This is a genomic window from Cupriavidus basilensis, assembly GCF_029335485.1.
GTDB lineage: Bacteria > Pseudomonadota > Gammaproteobacteria > Burkholderiales > Burkholderiaceae > Cupriavidus > Cupriavidus basilensis_E.
Genome location: NZ_JARJLM010000392.1, coordinates 1 through 14552, shown reverse-complemented (window position 1 = coordinate 14552; position 14552 = coordinate 1). Strand labels below are relative to the sequence as shown.

The 14552-nt window shown below is 63.8% G+C and carries 14 protein-coding genes; 3 read left to right on the top strand and 11 right to left on the bottom strand.

Annotation, left to right across the window (positions count from 1 at the left end; all coding sequences use genetic code 11):
* Positions 1-85: 85 nt before the first annotated feature.
* Together P3W85_RS23365 and P3W85_RS23360 are read left to right on the top strand one after the other, a co-directional pair.
* The gene (locus P3W85_RS23365; protein WP_276266525.1) at positions 86-1291 is read left to right on the top strand and encodes an efflux RND transporter periplasmic adaptor subunit; all 1206 of its coding nucleotides are present in this window, start codon (positions 86-88) and stop codon (positions 1289-1291) included.
* Positions 1246-4362, top strand: coding sequence for an efflux RND transporter permease subunit (locus tag P3W85_RS23360; RefSeq protein WP_276266524.1), 3117 nt, complete (start codon positions 1246-1248; stop codon positions 4360-4362). Before P3W85_RS23365 ends, P3W85_RS23360 begins: the two co-directional genes overlap by 46 nt.
* A gap of 279 nt (positions 4363-4641) precedes the next feature.
* On the opposite strand, the gene arsH is transcribed toward P3W85_RS23360, so the two are convergent.
* From arsH to P3W85_RS23310, 11 genes are all read right to left on the bottom strand, one after another.
* Complete coding sequence (gene arsH / locus P3W85_RS23355) at positions 4642-5364, bottom strand: arsenical resistance protein ArsH (RefSeq protein WP_276266523.1); 723 nt, start codon at positions 5362-5364, stop codon at positions 4642-4644.
* Positions 5357-5779, bottom strand: coding sequence for an arsenate reductase (glutaredoxin) (arsC, locus tag P3W85_RS23350; protein ID WP_276266522.1), 423 nt, complete (start codon positions 5777-5779; stop codon positions 5357-5359). Before arsC ends, arsH begins: the two co-directional genes overlap by 8 nt.
* 161 nt (positions 5780-5940) lie before the next feature.
* Entirely contained in the window at positions 5941-7020 is a 1080-nt protein-coding gene (gene arsB, locus P3W85_RS23345) for an ACR3 family arsenite efflux transporter (protein WP_276266521.1), read from the bottom strand.
* A gap of 3 nt (positions 7021-7023) precedes the next feature.
* Positions 7024-7518 (bottom strand): arsenate reductase ArsC, encoded by a 495-nt coding sequence (locus P3W85_RS23340; RefSeq protein WP_276266520.1) that lies wholly within the window; start codon positions 7516-7518, stop codon positions 7024-7026.
* Between the two features lie 18 nt (positions 7519-7536).
* Positions 7537-8031: an arsenate reductase ArsC gene (locus tag P3W85_RS23335; RefSeq protein WP_035813213.1), complete on the bottom strand. Its 495-nt coding sequence runs from the start codon at positions 8029-8031 to the stop codon at positions 7537-7539.
* Positions 8032-8039: 8 nt separating this feature from the next.
* Positions 8040-8522: an ArsI/CadI family heavy metal resistance metalloenzyme gene (locus tag P3W85_RS23330; protein WP_276266519.1), complete on the bottom strand. Its 483-nt coding sequence runs from the start codon at positions 8520-8522 to the stop codon at positions 8040-8042.
* A 12-nt stretch (positions 8523-8534) separates the two neighbouring features.
* A complete protein-coding gene (locus tag P3W85_RS23325; RefSeq protein ID WP_276266518.1) occupies positions 8535-8861 on the bottom strand; it encodes an ArsR/SmtB family transcription factor in 327 nt (108 codons plus the stop codon).
* Positions 8862-9073: 212 nt separating this feature from the next.
* Positions 9074-11560, bottom strand: a complete 2487-nt coding sequence (locus P3W85_RS23320; RefSeq protein WP_276266517.1) for an arsenate reductase (azurin) large subunit — start codon at positions 11558-11560, stop codon at positions 9074-9076.
* A gap of 15 nt (positions 11561-11575) precedes the next feature.
* Positions 11576-12094, bottom strand: a complete 519-nt coding sequence (locus P3W85_RS23315; RefSeq protein WP_276266516.1) for an arsenate reductase (azurin) small subunit — start codon at positions 12092-12094, stop codon at positions 11576-11578.
* A 494-nt stretch (positions 12095-12588) separates the two neighbouring features.
* Positions 12589-12693 carry a hypothetical protein gene (locus P3W85_RS45590; RefSeq protein ID WP_430869601.1) on the bottom strand — a complete coding sequence of 35 codons (105 nt, stop codon included), beginning with the start codon at positions 12691-12693 and terminating at the stop codon, positions 12589-12591.
* 621 nt (positions 12694-13314) lie between these two features.
* The gene (locus P3W85_RS23310) at positions 13315-14244 is read right to left on the bottom strand and encodes a LysR family transcriptional regulator (protein WP_276266515.1); all 930 of its coding nucleotides are present in this window, start codon (positions 14242-14244) and stop codon (positions 13315-13317) included.
* Positions 14245-14327: 83 nt separating this feature from the next.
* Between P3W85_RS23310 and P3W85_RS45350 the strand changes: the two genes are divergently transcribed.
* On the top strand, positions 14328-14552 hold a 225-nt coding region (locus P3W85_RS45350), incomplete at its 3' end, for an NAD(P)-binding domain-containing protein (protein WP_346430284.1).

Below are 14552 nucleotides of genomic sequence, written 5' to 3'. Positions count from 1 at the left end.
CTGCCACGAGGTTTGAGAATTGATGTACACACCAAGGACACTTTCCGCTCGGACGCTTCGCCGAAGCCTATGGGTCGCGATGCTGGTGATCGCGTCGTTGGGCCTGGCCTGGCTGGTCTTGCGCAGCGACGTCAACGCGCCACCCGCCACGCCGGTCACGCAGAATGCGCAGCTCGTCAGTACCGCCGTGCCCAGCCACCGAACGTTACACGCGACGGTGACCGTGGCCGGCGCCTGGATCGCGCGCGAGGAAGTCGCTATCGGTTCGCCGCTCGACGGCCTTCGGGTGGCCGAAGTGCTGGTCGAAAGCGGCGAGCCGGTGAAACGCGGTCAGGTGCTGGCGCGCCTCGAGCGCGCGGTGCTGGACAGCCAGGCGCGCCAGACCGAGCATGCCGTAAAGCGCGCCCGCGCAGAACTCGCGCAGGCCACCGAGCAGCACCGGCGTGCGCAACGGCTGCTGCCGGCCGGCGCCGTCAGCCGGCAGGATTACGAGGCGGCGCGCGCGACCATGCAGTCCGCACAAGCTGCATTGCAGCAGGCACAGGCGGCCTGGGATGAGCAGCGGGTGCGGCAGACGCACACCGAGATCCGCGCACCGGTGGCCGGGACCGTCACGCAGCGCACTGTCCAGGTCGGCGCCATGGTCGGCGCCCAGAGCACTTTGTTCCGGCTGGCCAGTGATCTGCCGCCCGAATTCCAGGCACAGATCCCGCAGCAGGTGCTGCCGGCACTGGTCGTCGGCATGCCGGTGCAGGTCAGCACCAGTGGCGGAGAGGGTGCGCTGGCGGGCAAGGTACGGTTGATCAGCAGCGGCGTGGACGCCGCCACCGGCTACGGTCAGGTGCGCGTCACCATGGACACGGCACCTCCTCCCACAGCACGTCCCGGCATCGTCGGCAATGCGCGCATCGAGCTGGCGCAACGCGACGCACTCGCGCTCGACGTCCGGGCACTGCGCTATGACGCCGGGGCCGGGGCTGATCAGACGCGAGAGCATGCCGCGCCCTATGTCTTCGTGGTGGACGCCGGCCGCGCGCGACACACGCCGGTACAGATCGGAATGAGAGAGAACGGCTGGGTGGAAATCCGCGCCGGCCTGGACGCCAACAGCCGCGTCGTGGTTGCAGGGGCAACCTTGCTGCAGGACGGCGAGGCGGTGCAGGCGCAGGATGTCGCCACCGCCAACGCGCTCCCGGTGCGGCGCATCTCGCTGACGAGTCGGCTGTTCAAGTCGTGGCTGCTGCCGTGGAAACCATTGATGACGGTAGCTACAGCGAGTGCCGAGGCATGAAGCAGGGGTTGTCCGCGTGGGCGATACGGCGCCCCATTCCGACGCTGGTGCTGTTCTGCGTACTGACGCTGGCTGGCATCGCCGCCTTTTTGCGGCTGCCGGTGAACGCCAACCCATCGGTGACCTTCCCACTGGTCAGCGTGATGATCATGCAAACCGGTGCCGCACCGACCGAGATCGAGTCCTCCATTACCCGCCGCATCGAGGATGGTCTGGCGGGCCTGCCGGGTGTGCGGCACGTGCAGTCCACCATCCGGGCTGCGATCAGCGAAACCAGTGTCGAGTTTCAGCTCGGCGTCGACCCCGATCGGGCGGTCAACGATGTGCGGGCGGCCATTGGCCAGATCCGCGGCGCGTTGCCGCAGACCATCCTCGAACCGGTCATCCAGCGGGTGGATATCGAGGGTGGCGCGATGCTCAGCTACGTGCTGACATCGGCTTCGCGCACCCCGCTCGATCTCTCCTGGTACATCGATAACACCGTCAGTCGGGAGCTGCTGGCGACACCGGGCGTACAGCGCGTTACGCGTTTTGGCGGCGCCGAGCGTGAGCTGCGCATCGAGGTAGACCCCGCGATGTTGGCGCAGCACGGCCTGATCATCGAAGAGCTCAATAGTCAGCTGCGCAGTACCCATACGGAGTCACCAGGCGGCTATGTAGACGAAGCCAGCCAGCGCCAGGTAATCCGCGTGCCGGCCCGTCAGGCGTCTCTGGAAGCCCTGCGCGTCATGCCGATCGCCCTGTCCGGAGGAAAGTGGCTGCCGCTGGGTGAGCTGGCCCACATTCGTGATGGCGCGAGCGATGCTCAGGGTTTTGCGCATTTCAACGGCGCGTCGACGGTGGGCTTTTCCCTCTGGCGCAGCAAGGGTGCGAGCGACACACAGGTTGCCGAACGAGTAGCCCAGCGGCTGGCAACGCTACAAGCTTCGCACCCGGATATCAGCATTCGTGAAGTCTCTTCGACGGTCGACTACACGCGCGCCAGTTTCAGCACCGCCATGCAGACGCTTATCGAGGGCGCGCTGCTGACGGTGCTGGTGGTGTTCCTGTTCCTGCGCGACTGGCGCGCCACCCTGATTTCCGCCGTTGCCTTGCCGCTGTCCATCCTCCCGGTGTTCCTGGCCATGCTGTGGCTGGACTTCACGCTCAACAGCATCACCATGCTGGCCTTGCCCCTGGTGATCGGCATCCTGGTGGACGATGCCATCGTCGAGATCGAGAACATCGACCGACATATCCATATGGGCGAACGCCCCTACCGGGCGGCGTTGCATGCTGCAGACGCCATCGCGTTGGCGGTACTGGCAACGACCCTGACCATTGTCGCGGTGTTCGCGCCGGTGAGCTTCATCGATGGCGTGGTCGGCCAGTACTTCCGCCAGTTCGGGCTCACTGCCGCCATCGCGGTGCTGGCCTCGTTGCTGGTGGCCCGGCTGCTCACGCCCCTGATGGCCGCTTACTTCCTCCGCCCGGCCCCCCATGGGAAAGTCCCGGTGCCCGCAGGCGATCCGCCCCAGGGGCGGTTGATGGGAGCCTACCTGCGGCTGCTGGCGTGGGCGCTGCGCCACCGCGGACTGACCCTGGCGCTGGTCTGCTTGCCGTTCGTGCTGTCGGTCGTGCTGGTGCAGCGGCTGCCGAACGGCTTCCTGCCGGTCAGCGACAACAGCCTGTCGCTGTTGCGGGTCGAACTGCCGGCCGGCAACGCGCCGGGCGAGGCGGAAAGCGTGGCACGGCGCGTTGCCGCCGTGCTGAGCGCGCATGAGGACGTCACCCATGTGCTGACCACCGCGGCGAGCCTGAACGAGGCCACCTTCACCATCGCCCTCAAGCCGAGCAAGGAACGGCGGTTGACGCGCAAGGCGTTCGAGCTGGATGTGCAACCCGCCTTGGCGGCACTGCCGGACCTGCACTTCCAGTTCCTCGCCGACGGTGGCGGGCGCGAAGTGTCGGTGATGCTGGGTAGTCACGACCCGGTAGCGCTGTCCCAGGCCGCCCGACGCCTTGCCGACGAGATGCGTGCCTTGCCACAGCTGGTCAACGTCCAGTCCAGCCTGGCGCCACCGCGCCCGGAACTGCTGGTTCGCCCGCGGCTTGCCGACGCCGCACGGTTGGGGGTGAATACCGACGCCATCGGCAATGCGCTGCGTATCGCCACCACCGGGGAGATCGACGCGCAGTCCGCCCGCTATTTCCTGGCCGACCGACAGCTGCCGATGCGGGTGCGCCTGAGCGACAGCGCCCGCTCCGACCTCGATGCGCTCCGCGCCCTGCGTCTGCCCACGTTGTCGGGAGACAGCACCGTTCCACTCGCCGCGGTGGCGGACATCCAGTACGCGGAGGGCGAATCGCGCATTGAGCGTTATAACCGGCAACGGCGTATCACCGTGGATGCGAACCTGTCCTCCGGCTCCCTGGGGCAGGCCCTGGATGCGATTCTGGCGCTGCCGACGTTCAGCGAGTTGCCGGCTGGCGTGCAGCGCATCGACTACGGCGAGTCCGAGTACATGGAGGAGATGTTCGGCAGCTTCGCCGTGGCGATGAGCGCCGGCATCCTCGCGATGTTCGCGATTCTGGTGCTGCTGTTCCGCGACTTCCTGCAGCCTCTGACCATCCTCTGTACCTTGCCGCTGTCGCTGATCGGCGCGATCCCGGCGTTGTGGCTCATCGGCGCCTCGCTCGACCTGCCAGCCATCATCGGTATGCTGATGCTGATGGGCATTGTCACCAAGAACGCCATCCTGCTGGTCGATTTCACTATCAACGGCATGAAGGAAGGCCTGACTCGGCATGGTGCCCTGATGACCGCCGGGGCCGCGCGGGCGCGACCAATCGTGATGACGACCGTGGCCATGGTGGCGGGCATGATCCCGGCCGCGATCGGCTTCGGCGCCGATTCGGGCTTTCGCATCCCGATGGCCGTCACCGTCATCGGTGGCCTGGCGACCTCCACGCTGCTGAGCCTGATCTGTGTGCCAGTGGGGTTCGCCTATCTGGATGACCTGCGCCGCTGGCTGGGGCCGCGCCTGGCGAGGCTGACGACGGTCAGCGAGGAGGATCTAACGCAAGACTGATCGGAACTCTCGGGTAGCCTGGTCGATCGCCACTGGCGGTGGAGCATCACTGCAAAGGCCCGACGCGCCGCGCTTGCATTGCCGTTGACGATACCGGCCTGCTGATGGAGCCTCCGAAAGATCTCCGTCAGCGACTCGCAAGATCGGGGCGGATCAAGCTGAGTAGCTGCGGTAGCCGCTTGGCGACAGCGCGCTCCGCATCGCGGAGCCCACCGCGGTCGGAATGTATGTCCCGGGGCTGGATAAGACCCGGCATCGCCGCCCCCCATCTTGGAAATCTCAAATGCTCGACTGATTGACGCGCTTGGAGAGTTCCTCAGCGCTTTCCTTGCGCTCGCTGTACCGATCCACCAGATATGCCGCAGTGTCGCGTGTCAACAGTGTGAACTTGACCAGTTCTTCCAGGACATCCACCACCCGGTCATAGTAGGCGGACGGTTTCATCCGGCCCGCTTCATCGAATTCCAGAAACGCCTTGGCTACCGAAGACTGGTTCGGAATCGTCAACATGCGCATCCAGCGGCCCAGCACGCGCATCTGGTTCACCGCATTGAAGGATTGCGAGCCGCCCGAGACTTGCATTACCGCCAGCGTCTTACCTTGCGTCGGACGCACCGCACCGACCGATAGCGGAATCCAGTCAATCTGCGTCTTCATGATGCCCGTCATCGCGCCATGCCGCTCCGGCGAGCACCACACCATACCTTCGGCCCAGAGCACGAGCTCGCGGAGCTCGGCCACCTTGGCGTGGGTCTCGGGGGCATCGTCTGGAAGCGGCAGGCCACTTGGATTAAAGATGCGCACCTCCGCACCCATTGCCTTGAGAAGCCGTTCGGCTTCCTCGGTCAGCAGGCGGCTAAACGAGCGCGCACGGAGAGAGCCGTAAAGCAGCAAGAACCTGGGGGCATGCGTCGATGGAACCGCTGGACGCAGTTGGCTGGCATCGGGGATGCGGAATACATCCGCATTGACCTGGGGCAGGTCGGCAAGAAGATCAGACACGGCGGCCCTCCGCATCAATGACCTGTGCCCCGTCTTCCTTCGAAAACGCTCCCATCTGCCGGTCCGGCAGAATATCCAGCACCGCTTCGGACGGGCGGCATAGGCGCGTACCCAATGGCGTGGCGACAATCGGACGATTGATCAGGATCGGGTGGGCCAGCATGAAGTCGACCAATTCGTCATCGCTCCACTTCGGGTTGTCGAGACCCAGTTCGTCGTATGGCGTGCCTTTGCGCCGCAACACCTCGCGCACGGGAGTGCCCATGGCGGCAATCAACGCCACCAGTTCTTCGCGGCTCGGCGGTGTTTCCAGGTAATGGATGACGCGCGGCTCGACACCGGAATTCCGGATCATGGCCAGTGTGTTGCGCGAAGTCCCGCACTTCGGATTGTGATAGATCGTAATGTCGGTCATAAACGGTTTCGGACAGGGTGTGGAGGACTTTCACCTCCAAGTCATCAGCTTGGCCACCACAGCCAAACAAGTTGCGCTTTCGCACAACGCGCCAGGCATGATGGCGCACCAGAAATCACGCCCGGCAAGTTGCCGCGCGTAGCGCGATTGTGGTGCCTGAGTCAGGCCTTCGCGCCCGCTTCGTACCACTGCTGAGTTCGATTGACGATGCCGACCACCAGCAGCATCACCGGCACCTCGATCAGCACACCCACCACCGTCGCCAGCGCGGCGCCAGACTTGAAGCCGAAGAGGCTGATGGCCGTAGCCACGGCAAGCTCAAAGAAGTTGCTCGCGCCGATCAGGCTGGACGGGCCGGCGACACAGTGGGCCACCCCCAGCTTGCGGTTCAGCAGATAGGCCAGTCCCGAGTTGAAGAAGACCTGAATCAGGATCGGCACGGCCAGCAGCGCGATCACCAGCGGCTGGTCGATGATCGCCTTGCCCTGGAAGGCAAACAGCAGGATCAGGGTCAGCAGTAGCGCAGCGATGGAATACGGCCCCACTTTGTGGGCAACGCGCTGGAAGTGCGCAACGCCCTTGCTCAGCAGGAGCTTGCGCAGGACCTGTGATATCAGGACCGGCACCACGATGTACAAGCCCACCGACGTGAGCAGCGTGTCCCACGGCACGGTGATGGACGACAAGCCAAGCAGCATCGCGACCACCGGAGCGAATGCCACCACCATGATGGCATCGTTCAGCGCCACCTGAGAGAGCGTGAAATACGGATCGCCCTTGCAGAGCTGGCTCCACACAAACACCATGGCCGTGCAGGGTGCCGCTGCCAGCAGGATCAGCCCGGCGATATAGCTATCCAGTTGCTCGACCGGAAGCATGGGCGCAAAGAAGTGTCGAATGAAGATCCAGCCGAGCAGCGCCATCGAGAACGGCTTGACTGCCCAATTGATGAATAGCGTGACACCGATGCCCCGCCAGTGGGACTTTACCTGGCCCAGTGCGCCGAAATCGATCTTCAGCAGCATGGGAATGATCATCACCCAGATGAGAATCCCGACCGGGAGATTCACCTGCGCGTACTCCATGCCACCGATTGCCTGGAAAACACCCGGCAGGGACTGGCCGAGCGCGATCCCGACGACGATGCAAAGCGCAACCCAGATGGTCAGGTAACGCTCAAAGAACCCGATCGCCGGCTTCGTTGAGACGTGTCGAGAAGACGTTGCTTCGTGTGTGGTCATGGTTCAGCTCTGCGAGATGCGTTGCAGGGCTTCCTGCAAATCCGCATGGCTCAGTTCTTCGATCGGCAGCAACAGCAGCTGCAGCATGCGATAGCCGATCGCCTGCCTCGTCAGTTCAAAGGCGAGCCGTTTGCCCTCGTCCCCGCCTTGCGCGTTGGAGGGGTCGGCGTAGCCCCAGTGCACCTTGACCGGGCTGCCCGGCCAGTAGGGGCACTGCTCGGCCGCGGCGCTATCGCAGACGGTGATCACGATGTCCATCTTGGGGACATCGTCGCCGACGAATTCGTCCCAGCTCTTGCTGCGATAGCCGTCCACATCGACGCCGGCCCGACTCAGGGCCTCGAGCGCAAACGGGTTGATGCGGCCGCTCGGCGCGCTGCCGGCGCTATAGGCCCGGACATCCCTGTCAAGCTGCTTTGCCAGATGGTTGAGCATGCCCTCGCTCAACACGCTGCGAGCCGAATTGTGGGTACAGAGGATCAGAACGTTGGTCGTCATAGGAACCGCCAGTGATGGTCAGCTTTGCCCGATATCGCGTACTGCCTTTTGAAGGGCCACGGCATCGAGCTTAGGTATGGGTAGAGACAGGAACAGTTCGATGCGTCGTTTCAGCGTGATGGCGGCATCATGGATCGCCTGCTGCTTCTGCGCCTCGGTCCCTTCGCATGCGGCTGGGTCCGGTACGCCCCAATGGGCCGTCGTCGGCTGCCCGGGCCATACCGGGCACATTTCTCCGGCGGCCTTGTCGCAGACCGTGAAGACAAAATCGAGTTGCGGTGCGCCATCCTGGGAGAACTCGTCCCAGCTCTTGCTGCGGAAGGTTTCCGTCGGCAACCCGTAGCGCAGCAGGGTCGCCAGCGCAAAGGGACTCACAACACCCGTCGGGTGGCTGCCAGCCGAGTAGGCACGGAAACGTCCCTTGCCCAGATGATTCATCAGCCCTTCGGAGAGAATGGACCTCGCCGAATTCCCGGTGCAGATGAACAGCACGTTGTAGGTCTTTTCGCGCATGCTGGCCTTCAGCAGCACGACGAGCCGGATTTCACCGCGATGCCGATCGGCTTGCCCTGCGGAGCGCGCGGCGCGCAACATGCCGAGTCTGCGTTGGCGGGTTCCGCAGGCCGGCTTTCACCGAACACCGGTACGTTCCCGAGCGTGTGGAAATGCTCCCACGCGATGCCTTGGGGATCCGTGACCCAGTGCTTCTCGCTACGTGCGTAGCAGCAGGTCGTCTGCCCTTCATCAAGCAGCGCCATATCGGCAGCTTCCGCACGGTCTTTCAGCGCCACCAGCTCTTCCGCGCTGTCGGTCTGGAACCCCATGTGATCCACGCCAGGCTCGCCGCCACGGGTAGAGATGGCGAAGTTCACGCGCGGATCCTCTAGCATCCACTTTGCGTAGTCGCTCTCGATCCGCGTCGGCTCGGCCGCGAACAGCTTCGAGTAAAAGGCAATGCTCTTGCCGAGGTCCTGGACGTTGAGGTGGACGTGAAAGCGCTTCATTGGAATTCCCCTTTAACACGCACAAACGGTGGCGGCGGTATTCTCGAAACAGGCCTCACCTTGGCAGCAGTTGGCTGTCAGGAAGCCAAGCAGGTCGTTCATGTGCTCAAACGCGGCGCGATAGATCAGATGCCGCCCTTCACGCTCTTGCGTGATCAGACGGGCATTCATCAATTCCTTCAGGTGGAAGGACAGCGTCGCACCGGGCACCCCGACCTGCTCGGTGATCGCACCGGGCGTCAAACCAGACGGCCCGGCCACCACCAGCAGGCGGAAAACCTGGAGGCGCAGGCCATGGGCCAGCGCGGCGAGAGAGCGGACCACATCGTTTTCTTCCATATTTCCATAATATTGGAATTATGGATCAAAGGCAAGCACGGCAAACACGGGCCAGGCGCTTTCCAACTCGACGGTAGGCGCCGTCGATGTCAAATTCGTGACGTGATCGGCAAGGTGGGCGAGCCGGCCAGCCGGCATAGGGCTCGGTCCGGCCACTGCGGAGTGGCGGCCGGACGAGCAGGACGTGGCGCGCGCCGCCAGCCGGGTTCGCGCTAGGCGTGGTCGAACCGTCGGCGCTTGAAGCTGACGGAGTCCTTGAAGTCCTGCATGCTGCCAACGCGGCGCAGGTCCGCCCAGGTGCCCTTGTAGTACGGCACAACATTGCGATCCGTCCACGACGTGGTCACGTTCCCCATGACCCCGTTGAAATGACCGAACTGCATGAACGTCTGGTTGCGTTTGATGTCCGGCTCCAGGTAAGCCAGGGCATAGGTGGAGCCGTAGTCGTTATAGACTTCGACCACGTCGCCTGAGGTCACGCCCAGCGCCCGCGCGTCCTCTGGATGGATCTCGAGATAGGCCATCGGTACTCGCGCGCGCACGAATTCGTTGAACTGGTCGTGGTACATCGTCTGCCACACCTCGTTGACCCGGCCGTTGTTGATCCAGAAGTGATACTTGGCCTTCTGCTCCGCGACAGGCTTCGGCAGCCCTGGCCAGGTCGCCGGCTTGAACTCGGCCTTGCCGTCGGCCGTATCGAACTTGCCGTCCGTGTAGAGCATTTCGGTCCCGACCAACTGGCCGTTGCGGTACGCCTTGGTGGGCAGTTGCACGCCATTGTTGCCCATCGCACGCAGGCGCTCGTATGTGACCAGATTGCCGGTCTTGCCGCCCTGGCTGTCGATCGGGACGGCGCCGGGTTGGCCCGCCTGGCGGAAGCCGTCATTGAAGGCATCCTCTTCGGTCCGCCAGTCGAAGCCAGCAAAGCGCGCGGCCATCTCACGGTTGCCCTCGGCCTCGTACAGGCGTTTGAGCGTGTTGGCGATATCGGCGGCGATCAGGCAGTCCGGACGCGCGGTGCCCGGCGGATCCATGAAGCGGTCCGACAAGCGCATCCGACGCTCGCCGTTCATCGAGGTCAGGTGCATCTCGCCCGGATGGGCGGCCGGCAGCATCAGGTGCGCGGCGTCAGCCAGGCTGGTGGGATACAGATTGATGTTGGTCAGGAACAGCCCGCCCTTGCTCTTCACGGCGTCGTAGATCGCATCCGCCATCTGCGGCACGGCGGCCCCGCGCTGGCGTGCCATCGCCTCTCGCACAACCGCAGTGCGTCGCAGGATCACGGCGCGGTGCTCCTGCGCATTGAGCGTGGTCTGGAATGGATTGGCGCCCCACGCCGTGTACATCAGCCCCTTGCCGTGGATGATCTCCTGGTCCACGTAAATCTTCGTGCTGCCAGGATACGGTGGCCTGGCGTAACCCTCCTGGTGCCCGCCCATGCGCACCACGCCCGTGCCGCGCCGGCCAACGTTGTGCGTGGCCAGGACCAGGTCCACCAGCGCGGACTGGATGAGGTAGTTGTCGTTGCCCCAGATGATGCCCTTTTCATAGGCATGCATCGTATGCGGCCGGTGGCCGGACGCCTTTGGCTTGTAGGCCCACTCCGCCGCGCGCTTGAGCTTGTCGACTGGGACGCCGGTAATGCGACTGGTGTCCTCCAGCGACAGCCGGTTCGCGCGCAGCGCTGCGTCGAACCCCTTGGTATAGCCCGCGATAAATTCCTTGTCTTGCCAACCCTGGTCCACCACATAGGTCAGCAGCCCATCGAACAGCGCAATGTCGGTGCCGGGCTCGATATCGAGGTGCAGCACGTTGTCCTTGCCGGCCGCCTGCTCCGCCACCGCGATCGTCGTGGTGCGGCGCGGGTCCACGAAGATCACCTTGGCCGCGGCGACGCTTTCGCCCGGGAAGCGGGCCTTGCGCTTGTCCATGGTCTGGCCCTGCAGGTTCGGTAGCCAGTGCGCCAGGAAGTAGTTGGTCTGGGTCTCGTAGGAGTTGCAGCCGATCGCCATGATCACATCGGCGAGTTCGGCATCCTCATAGCTGTTGTTGAGCTCGCCGATGCCCATTTCGCGGGTGGCATGGCATTCGGAGTTGTAGGCCGGCCGATTGTGAATCCGGACGAGAGGCGTCTTGAGCGCCGTGAACATCAGCTTGCCAGTGCCCCAGGTATTCTCGAAGCCACCGCCCGCACCACCGTGATCAAAGCAATCGAACGCCAGCGCGGCGGGCCCGTCGCGATCCAGGATCCGCTTGGTCACGCCGGCGTAGAGGGCCAGCGCGTCATCCCAACTGGTATCGACCCATTGGTCGGCCATATAGACGCGCGGGCTGCGCAAGCGGGCCCTGGCCACGCCGTCAGGGTTGTACATCACCTTGGCCAACTGGCCCCCTCGTGTCGACGACAAGCCCTGGTTCACGCTGCATTGCTTGTCGGGCACGATGAGGATGTTGTGGCGCTGGCCGTCCCGGTCGGTGATGGTGTTCTGCATGTTCGGCGTCATCACCACCGCCAGCGCAGGCAGTTGCTTGCGAAAGTCCAGCCCCAGCGCGTTCTGGCCGGGCGCTCGGCCCCCCTCAATGTTCTCCGGCCATTTGTAGACGTGATAGCCGCAGCCGACGATGCAGAAATGGCAGGTCAGGTCGGTCCGCTGCGCATTCACGGGCGGCAGCGCCACCCGGTCCTTGTTGGTTGCCATGGCAATACGCCCCCTTCACAGCAGGTTGGCTTGACGCCCGTAAATCAGCCCCTCGATACCGACGGCTTTCACCGTGCCATCGCTGGCGTTGTACTGGAGCTGGACCATCGGCAGGTTCTCGGTTGCCTGTCCCAACACCATCTGGCCGCTCTTCTCGGGATCGAAAATGCTGAAATGGCAGGGGCATTTGAAGGTGCGGGCGCCGGCGTCGTAGGCGACAGGGCAGCCCATGTGCGTACAGAGCGTGCTGTAGGCCACCACGTCGCGGTCGGGGCCGACCCCACCGGGCACCGGCATTCCCATCTTGATGACGGCACAGGGCGACGACGCGTCCGGGTAGAGGAAACTGACGGGGGTATTGACTCGCAGTTGACCGAGGTGCGCGACCACCTTAGGGCTGAACGGCAGAGTCGTCCGCCCCGGATCGGCGGGCGCTGGCGCGGCCTGCGCCGGGGTGGACAAGCTTCCCGAAACGCCAATGCCGGCGGCCACACCGCCGGTGGCCTTCAGGAACTGTCTGCGCGTGATGGACATGTCGCCCCCTCCTGCGGAAAGCGGATCGCGATGCACGTCGCGGGTCTCCGGCACTCCGTGGTCGTTGGCATGGGGGCCATGCTTGCGGCCGCAGCCCCGGTGGGGCCACGCGGCTATGACAACAGCCTATATTTTTGGAAATATTCAATTATTTCTAGGGCAACGGCGCAGCGAATGCAAGTTGCACTGCGGTACAGATACCGTCGCCCAAAAGTGCGACCGCACCACGTCACTTGGCCCGGCACGGGCCACCATGGCCGTGGGAGTTCAAAGTTGAGCGAATTTCGACGGCCGCAGGGCGCCGAATCGGTAAACCGGACCCACCGTCACGACCTCCTGTTTTCCGGACGATGGCCTCGGCGACAAACGCAGAGTTGCTTGAAACATAACCGCAGATTCAGTTGTGTTAGCGGCCCGTCGGAGGCTTGGCATGAGGGGGCCGGCTAAAATGTTGGAAACCGTATATATCGACATCCCCCGACGGGTGTGGCTGTTCATTTACTACTGCTCATCAAAGCGAGCACTTTTCGCGCAGCGTCGCCTGTCGCGCCAGCGCCTTCAAGCGCCTCGGCGATAGTTCCATCGCTGTCCGAGAACATGCCTCGCATCTACCCCACCTGACGCAGGCTGCTCCCCTCATTCAGCAAGCGATGATTATATTGTTGATAAATGCCTGAAGAATTTCCCTTCCTACAGTAACCCAAAGAGTAATAGACAATACTGTCATTTTCTGTCGGCGAAGCAGCCGGCTGCCTGCAAGTCGGTCAGGTTCAGGCCGTGCCTGGCCGTCTGGATACGGATCCACACCGTGCCTGCGGCGCGCTCAATCTCAAGAGACATAGGTATACGGTTCTGGGAATCGGAAAGGCGTAACAATTTGGGCCGTGCAGCGTGACCTCGCCGCTCGGGAAGCTGTGGCCTCCGCTCTGGAACCATTGATTGGGGCCCTGTCCACTGGTGGGCCGGGCGCGGCCGAACGCATGCTGCATTCCGTATGCCGCGGCTGTAGAGATAGCCAAGCGTCCATGGTTTGCCAGAACGTATGGCCGAGTTACGATGTTGCATTGGCAGAACGGCATCAACCCGCTGCCATTCAGCTAAGTTGCCTTGGTTTGTTGCATGACCAACAAACGCCTTTGCCGGAACAGCGCCGGTCATTTCGCGGCCGTTGCGCAAGTGGGAATCCGATAAACGATGCCTGTTTGCCTGCCCGGCGCGACTCATTTCATGCCTCCCGCAAACCTTTCAGCCAACCGCTCCCGCTCGAACGCCTCGACAACGAAATCGACAAACACCCGTGTTTTCGCCGGCAGCAGCGTTCGCGTCGCGTAATAGATCGAAATCGCCCCGGCGTCCGCGTACCAGCGCGGGAGCAATCGCACGAGTTCGCCCCGTTCGATCGACGCCAGCACGTCCGACACCGCCAGCAGCGCAACACCCAGTCCGAGAATCGCAGCCTCGCGCATCGCTGCCGGGTCATTGACCATGATGGTCTCGCCGAGGCGCGCGGGCATCTCGCTGCCCATCGTGTCGCGCATCGTCCGGTGGTGCACGCGGCCGGTGCGGCCCGAACGCATCACGATGCCGTCGAGGTTCGCAAGATCGCCGGGATCGGTCGGTGGCGCGCGGCCAGCCAGGTAAGCCGGAGACGCCACCGCCACGAGATGCGCTGGCGCCAATGCACGCGACACGACGCCCGGTGCGAGATCGAAGCCGCCACCCAGCGCTGCATCGTATCCCTCTGCAATCAGGTCGACCGGCCGGTTCTCGAAATGCCAATCCGGACGAATCAGCGGATGGCGTGCGAGGAACGCTGGCAGCAGCGGCATCACGTAAGCGATGCCGAAGGTCGGCGCCATGCTGACTCTCAGCACGCCAGCCGGCTCGCTACGATCGTTCGAGACGGACGCGATCGCTGCCTGCAGCGCATCCAGATTGCCGCCGATTTCCACGAGAAAGCGCTCACCCGCCTCGGTCAGCGTGAGCTTGCGCGTCGAGCGTTGGAACAGTCGCACGCCCAGATTGCGTTCGAGCAGCGCGACGTTCCGGCTGACCGCGGCGGGCGTCAGCGCGAGCCGCCGCGCGGCTGCGGAGAAGCTGCCCGTCTCGGCGCTGCGCACGAACGACTCGAGGTTGGCGAGGGTTTCCATGCGGGAATATTAAAGCATTGCTTGAAAATAATTCAAGCGATTACCAGCTAATCGTCGAGCAATTAACGCGGCAATATGCACTCATGCAGCCTTTGGGGGGGGGTGAACGTCACCTGTCCCTCCCCTGGCCGGCACGGACGGCGGCTTTACCACTTGATTCATCCCCCTTCACCAGGAGCATCGTCATGAGCACCATCGGTATCATCGGAGCAGGCGCCATCGGGTCCGCATTTGCGAAAGCGCTGGCGGGCAAAGGCCTCGAAGCCATTATTGCGAACAGCCGAGGCCCGGCCTCACTCGCCGAGCTC

Excerpts from the sequence above, each read along its gene's own strand:
- P3W85_RS23335 (WP_035813213.1), bottom strand. The coding sequence starts at position 8,031 with ATGCGCGAAAAGACCTACAACGTGCTGTTCATCTGCACCGGGAATTCG.
- arsC (WP_276266522.1), bottom strand. The coding sequence starts at position 5,779 with ATGACCGACATTACGATCTATCACAATCCGAAGTGCGGGACTTCGCGC.
- arsB (WP_276266521.1), bottom strand. The coding sequence starts at position 7,020 with ATGACCACACACGAAGCAACGTCTTCTCGACACGTCTCAACGAAGCCG.
- P3W85_RS23310 (WP_276266515.1), bottom strand. The coding sequence starts at position 14,244 with ATGGAAACCCTCGCCAACCTCGAGTCGTTCGTGCGCAGCGCCGAGACG.
- P3W85_RS45590 (WP_430869601.1), bottom strand. The coding sequence starts at position 12,693 with ATGTTCTCGGACAGCGATGGAACTATCGCCGAGGCGCTTGAAGGCGCT.
- P3W85_RS23315 (WP_276266516.1), bottom strand. The coding sequence starts at position 12,094 with ATGTCCATCACGCGCAGACAGTTCCTGAAGGCCACCGGCGGTGTGGCC.
- P3W85_RS23330 (WP_276266519.1), bottom strand. The coding sequence starts at position 8,522 with ATGAAGCGCTTTCACGTCCACCTCAACGTCCAGGACCTCGGCAAGAGC.
- P3W85_RS23320 (WP_276266517.1), bottom strand. The coding sequence starts at position 11,560 with ATGGCAACCAACAAGGACCGGGTGGCGCTGCCGCCCGTGAATGCGCAG.
- P3W85_RS23340 (WP_276266520.1), bottom strand. The coding sequence starts at position 7,518 with ATGACGACCAACGTTCTGATCCTCTGTACCCACAATTCGGCTCGCAGC.
- P3W85_RS23325 (WP_276266518.1), bottom strand. The coding sequence starts at position 8,861 with ATGGAAGAAAACGATGTGGTCCGCTCTCTCGCCGCGCTGGCCCATGGC.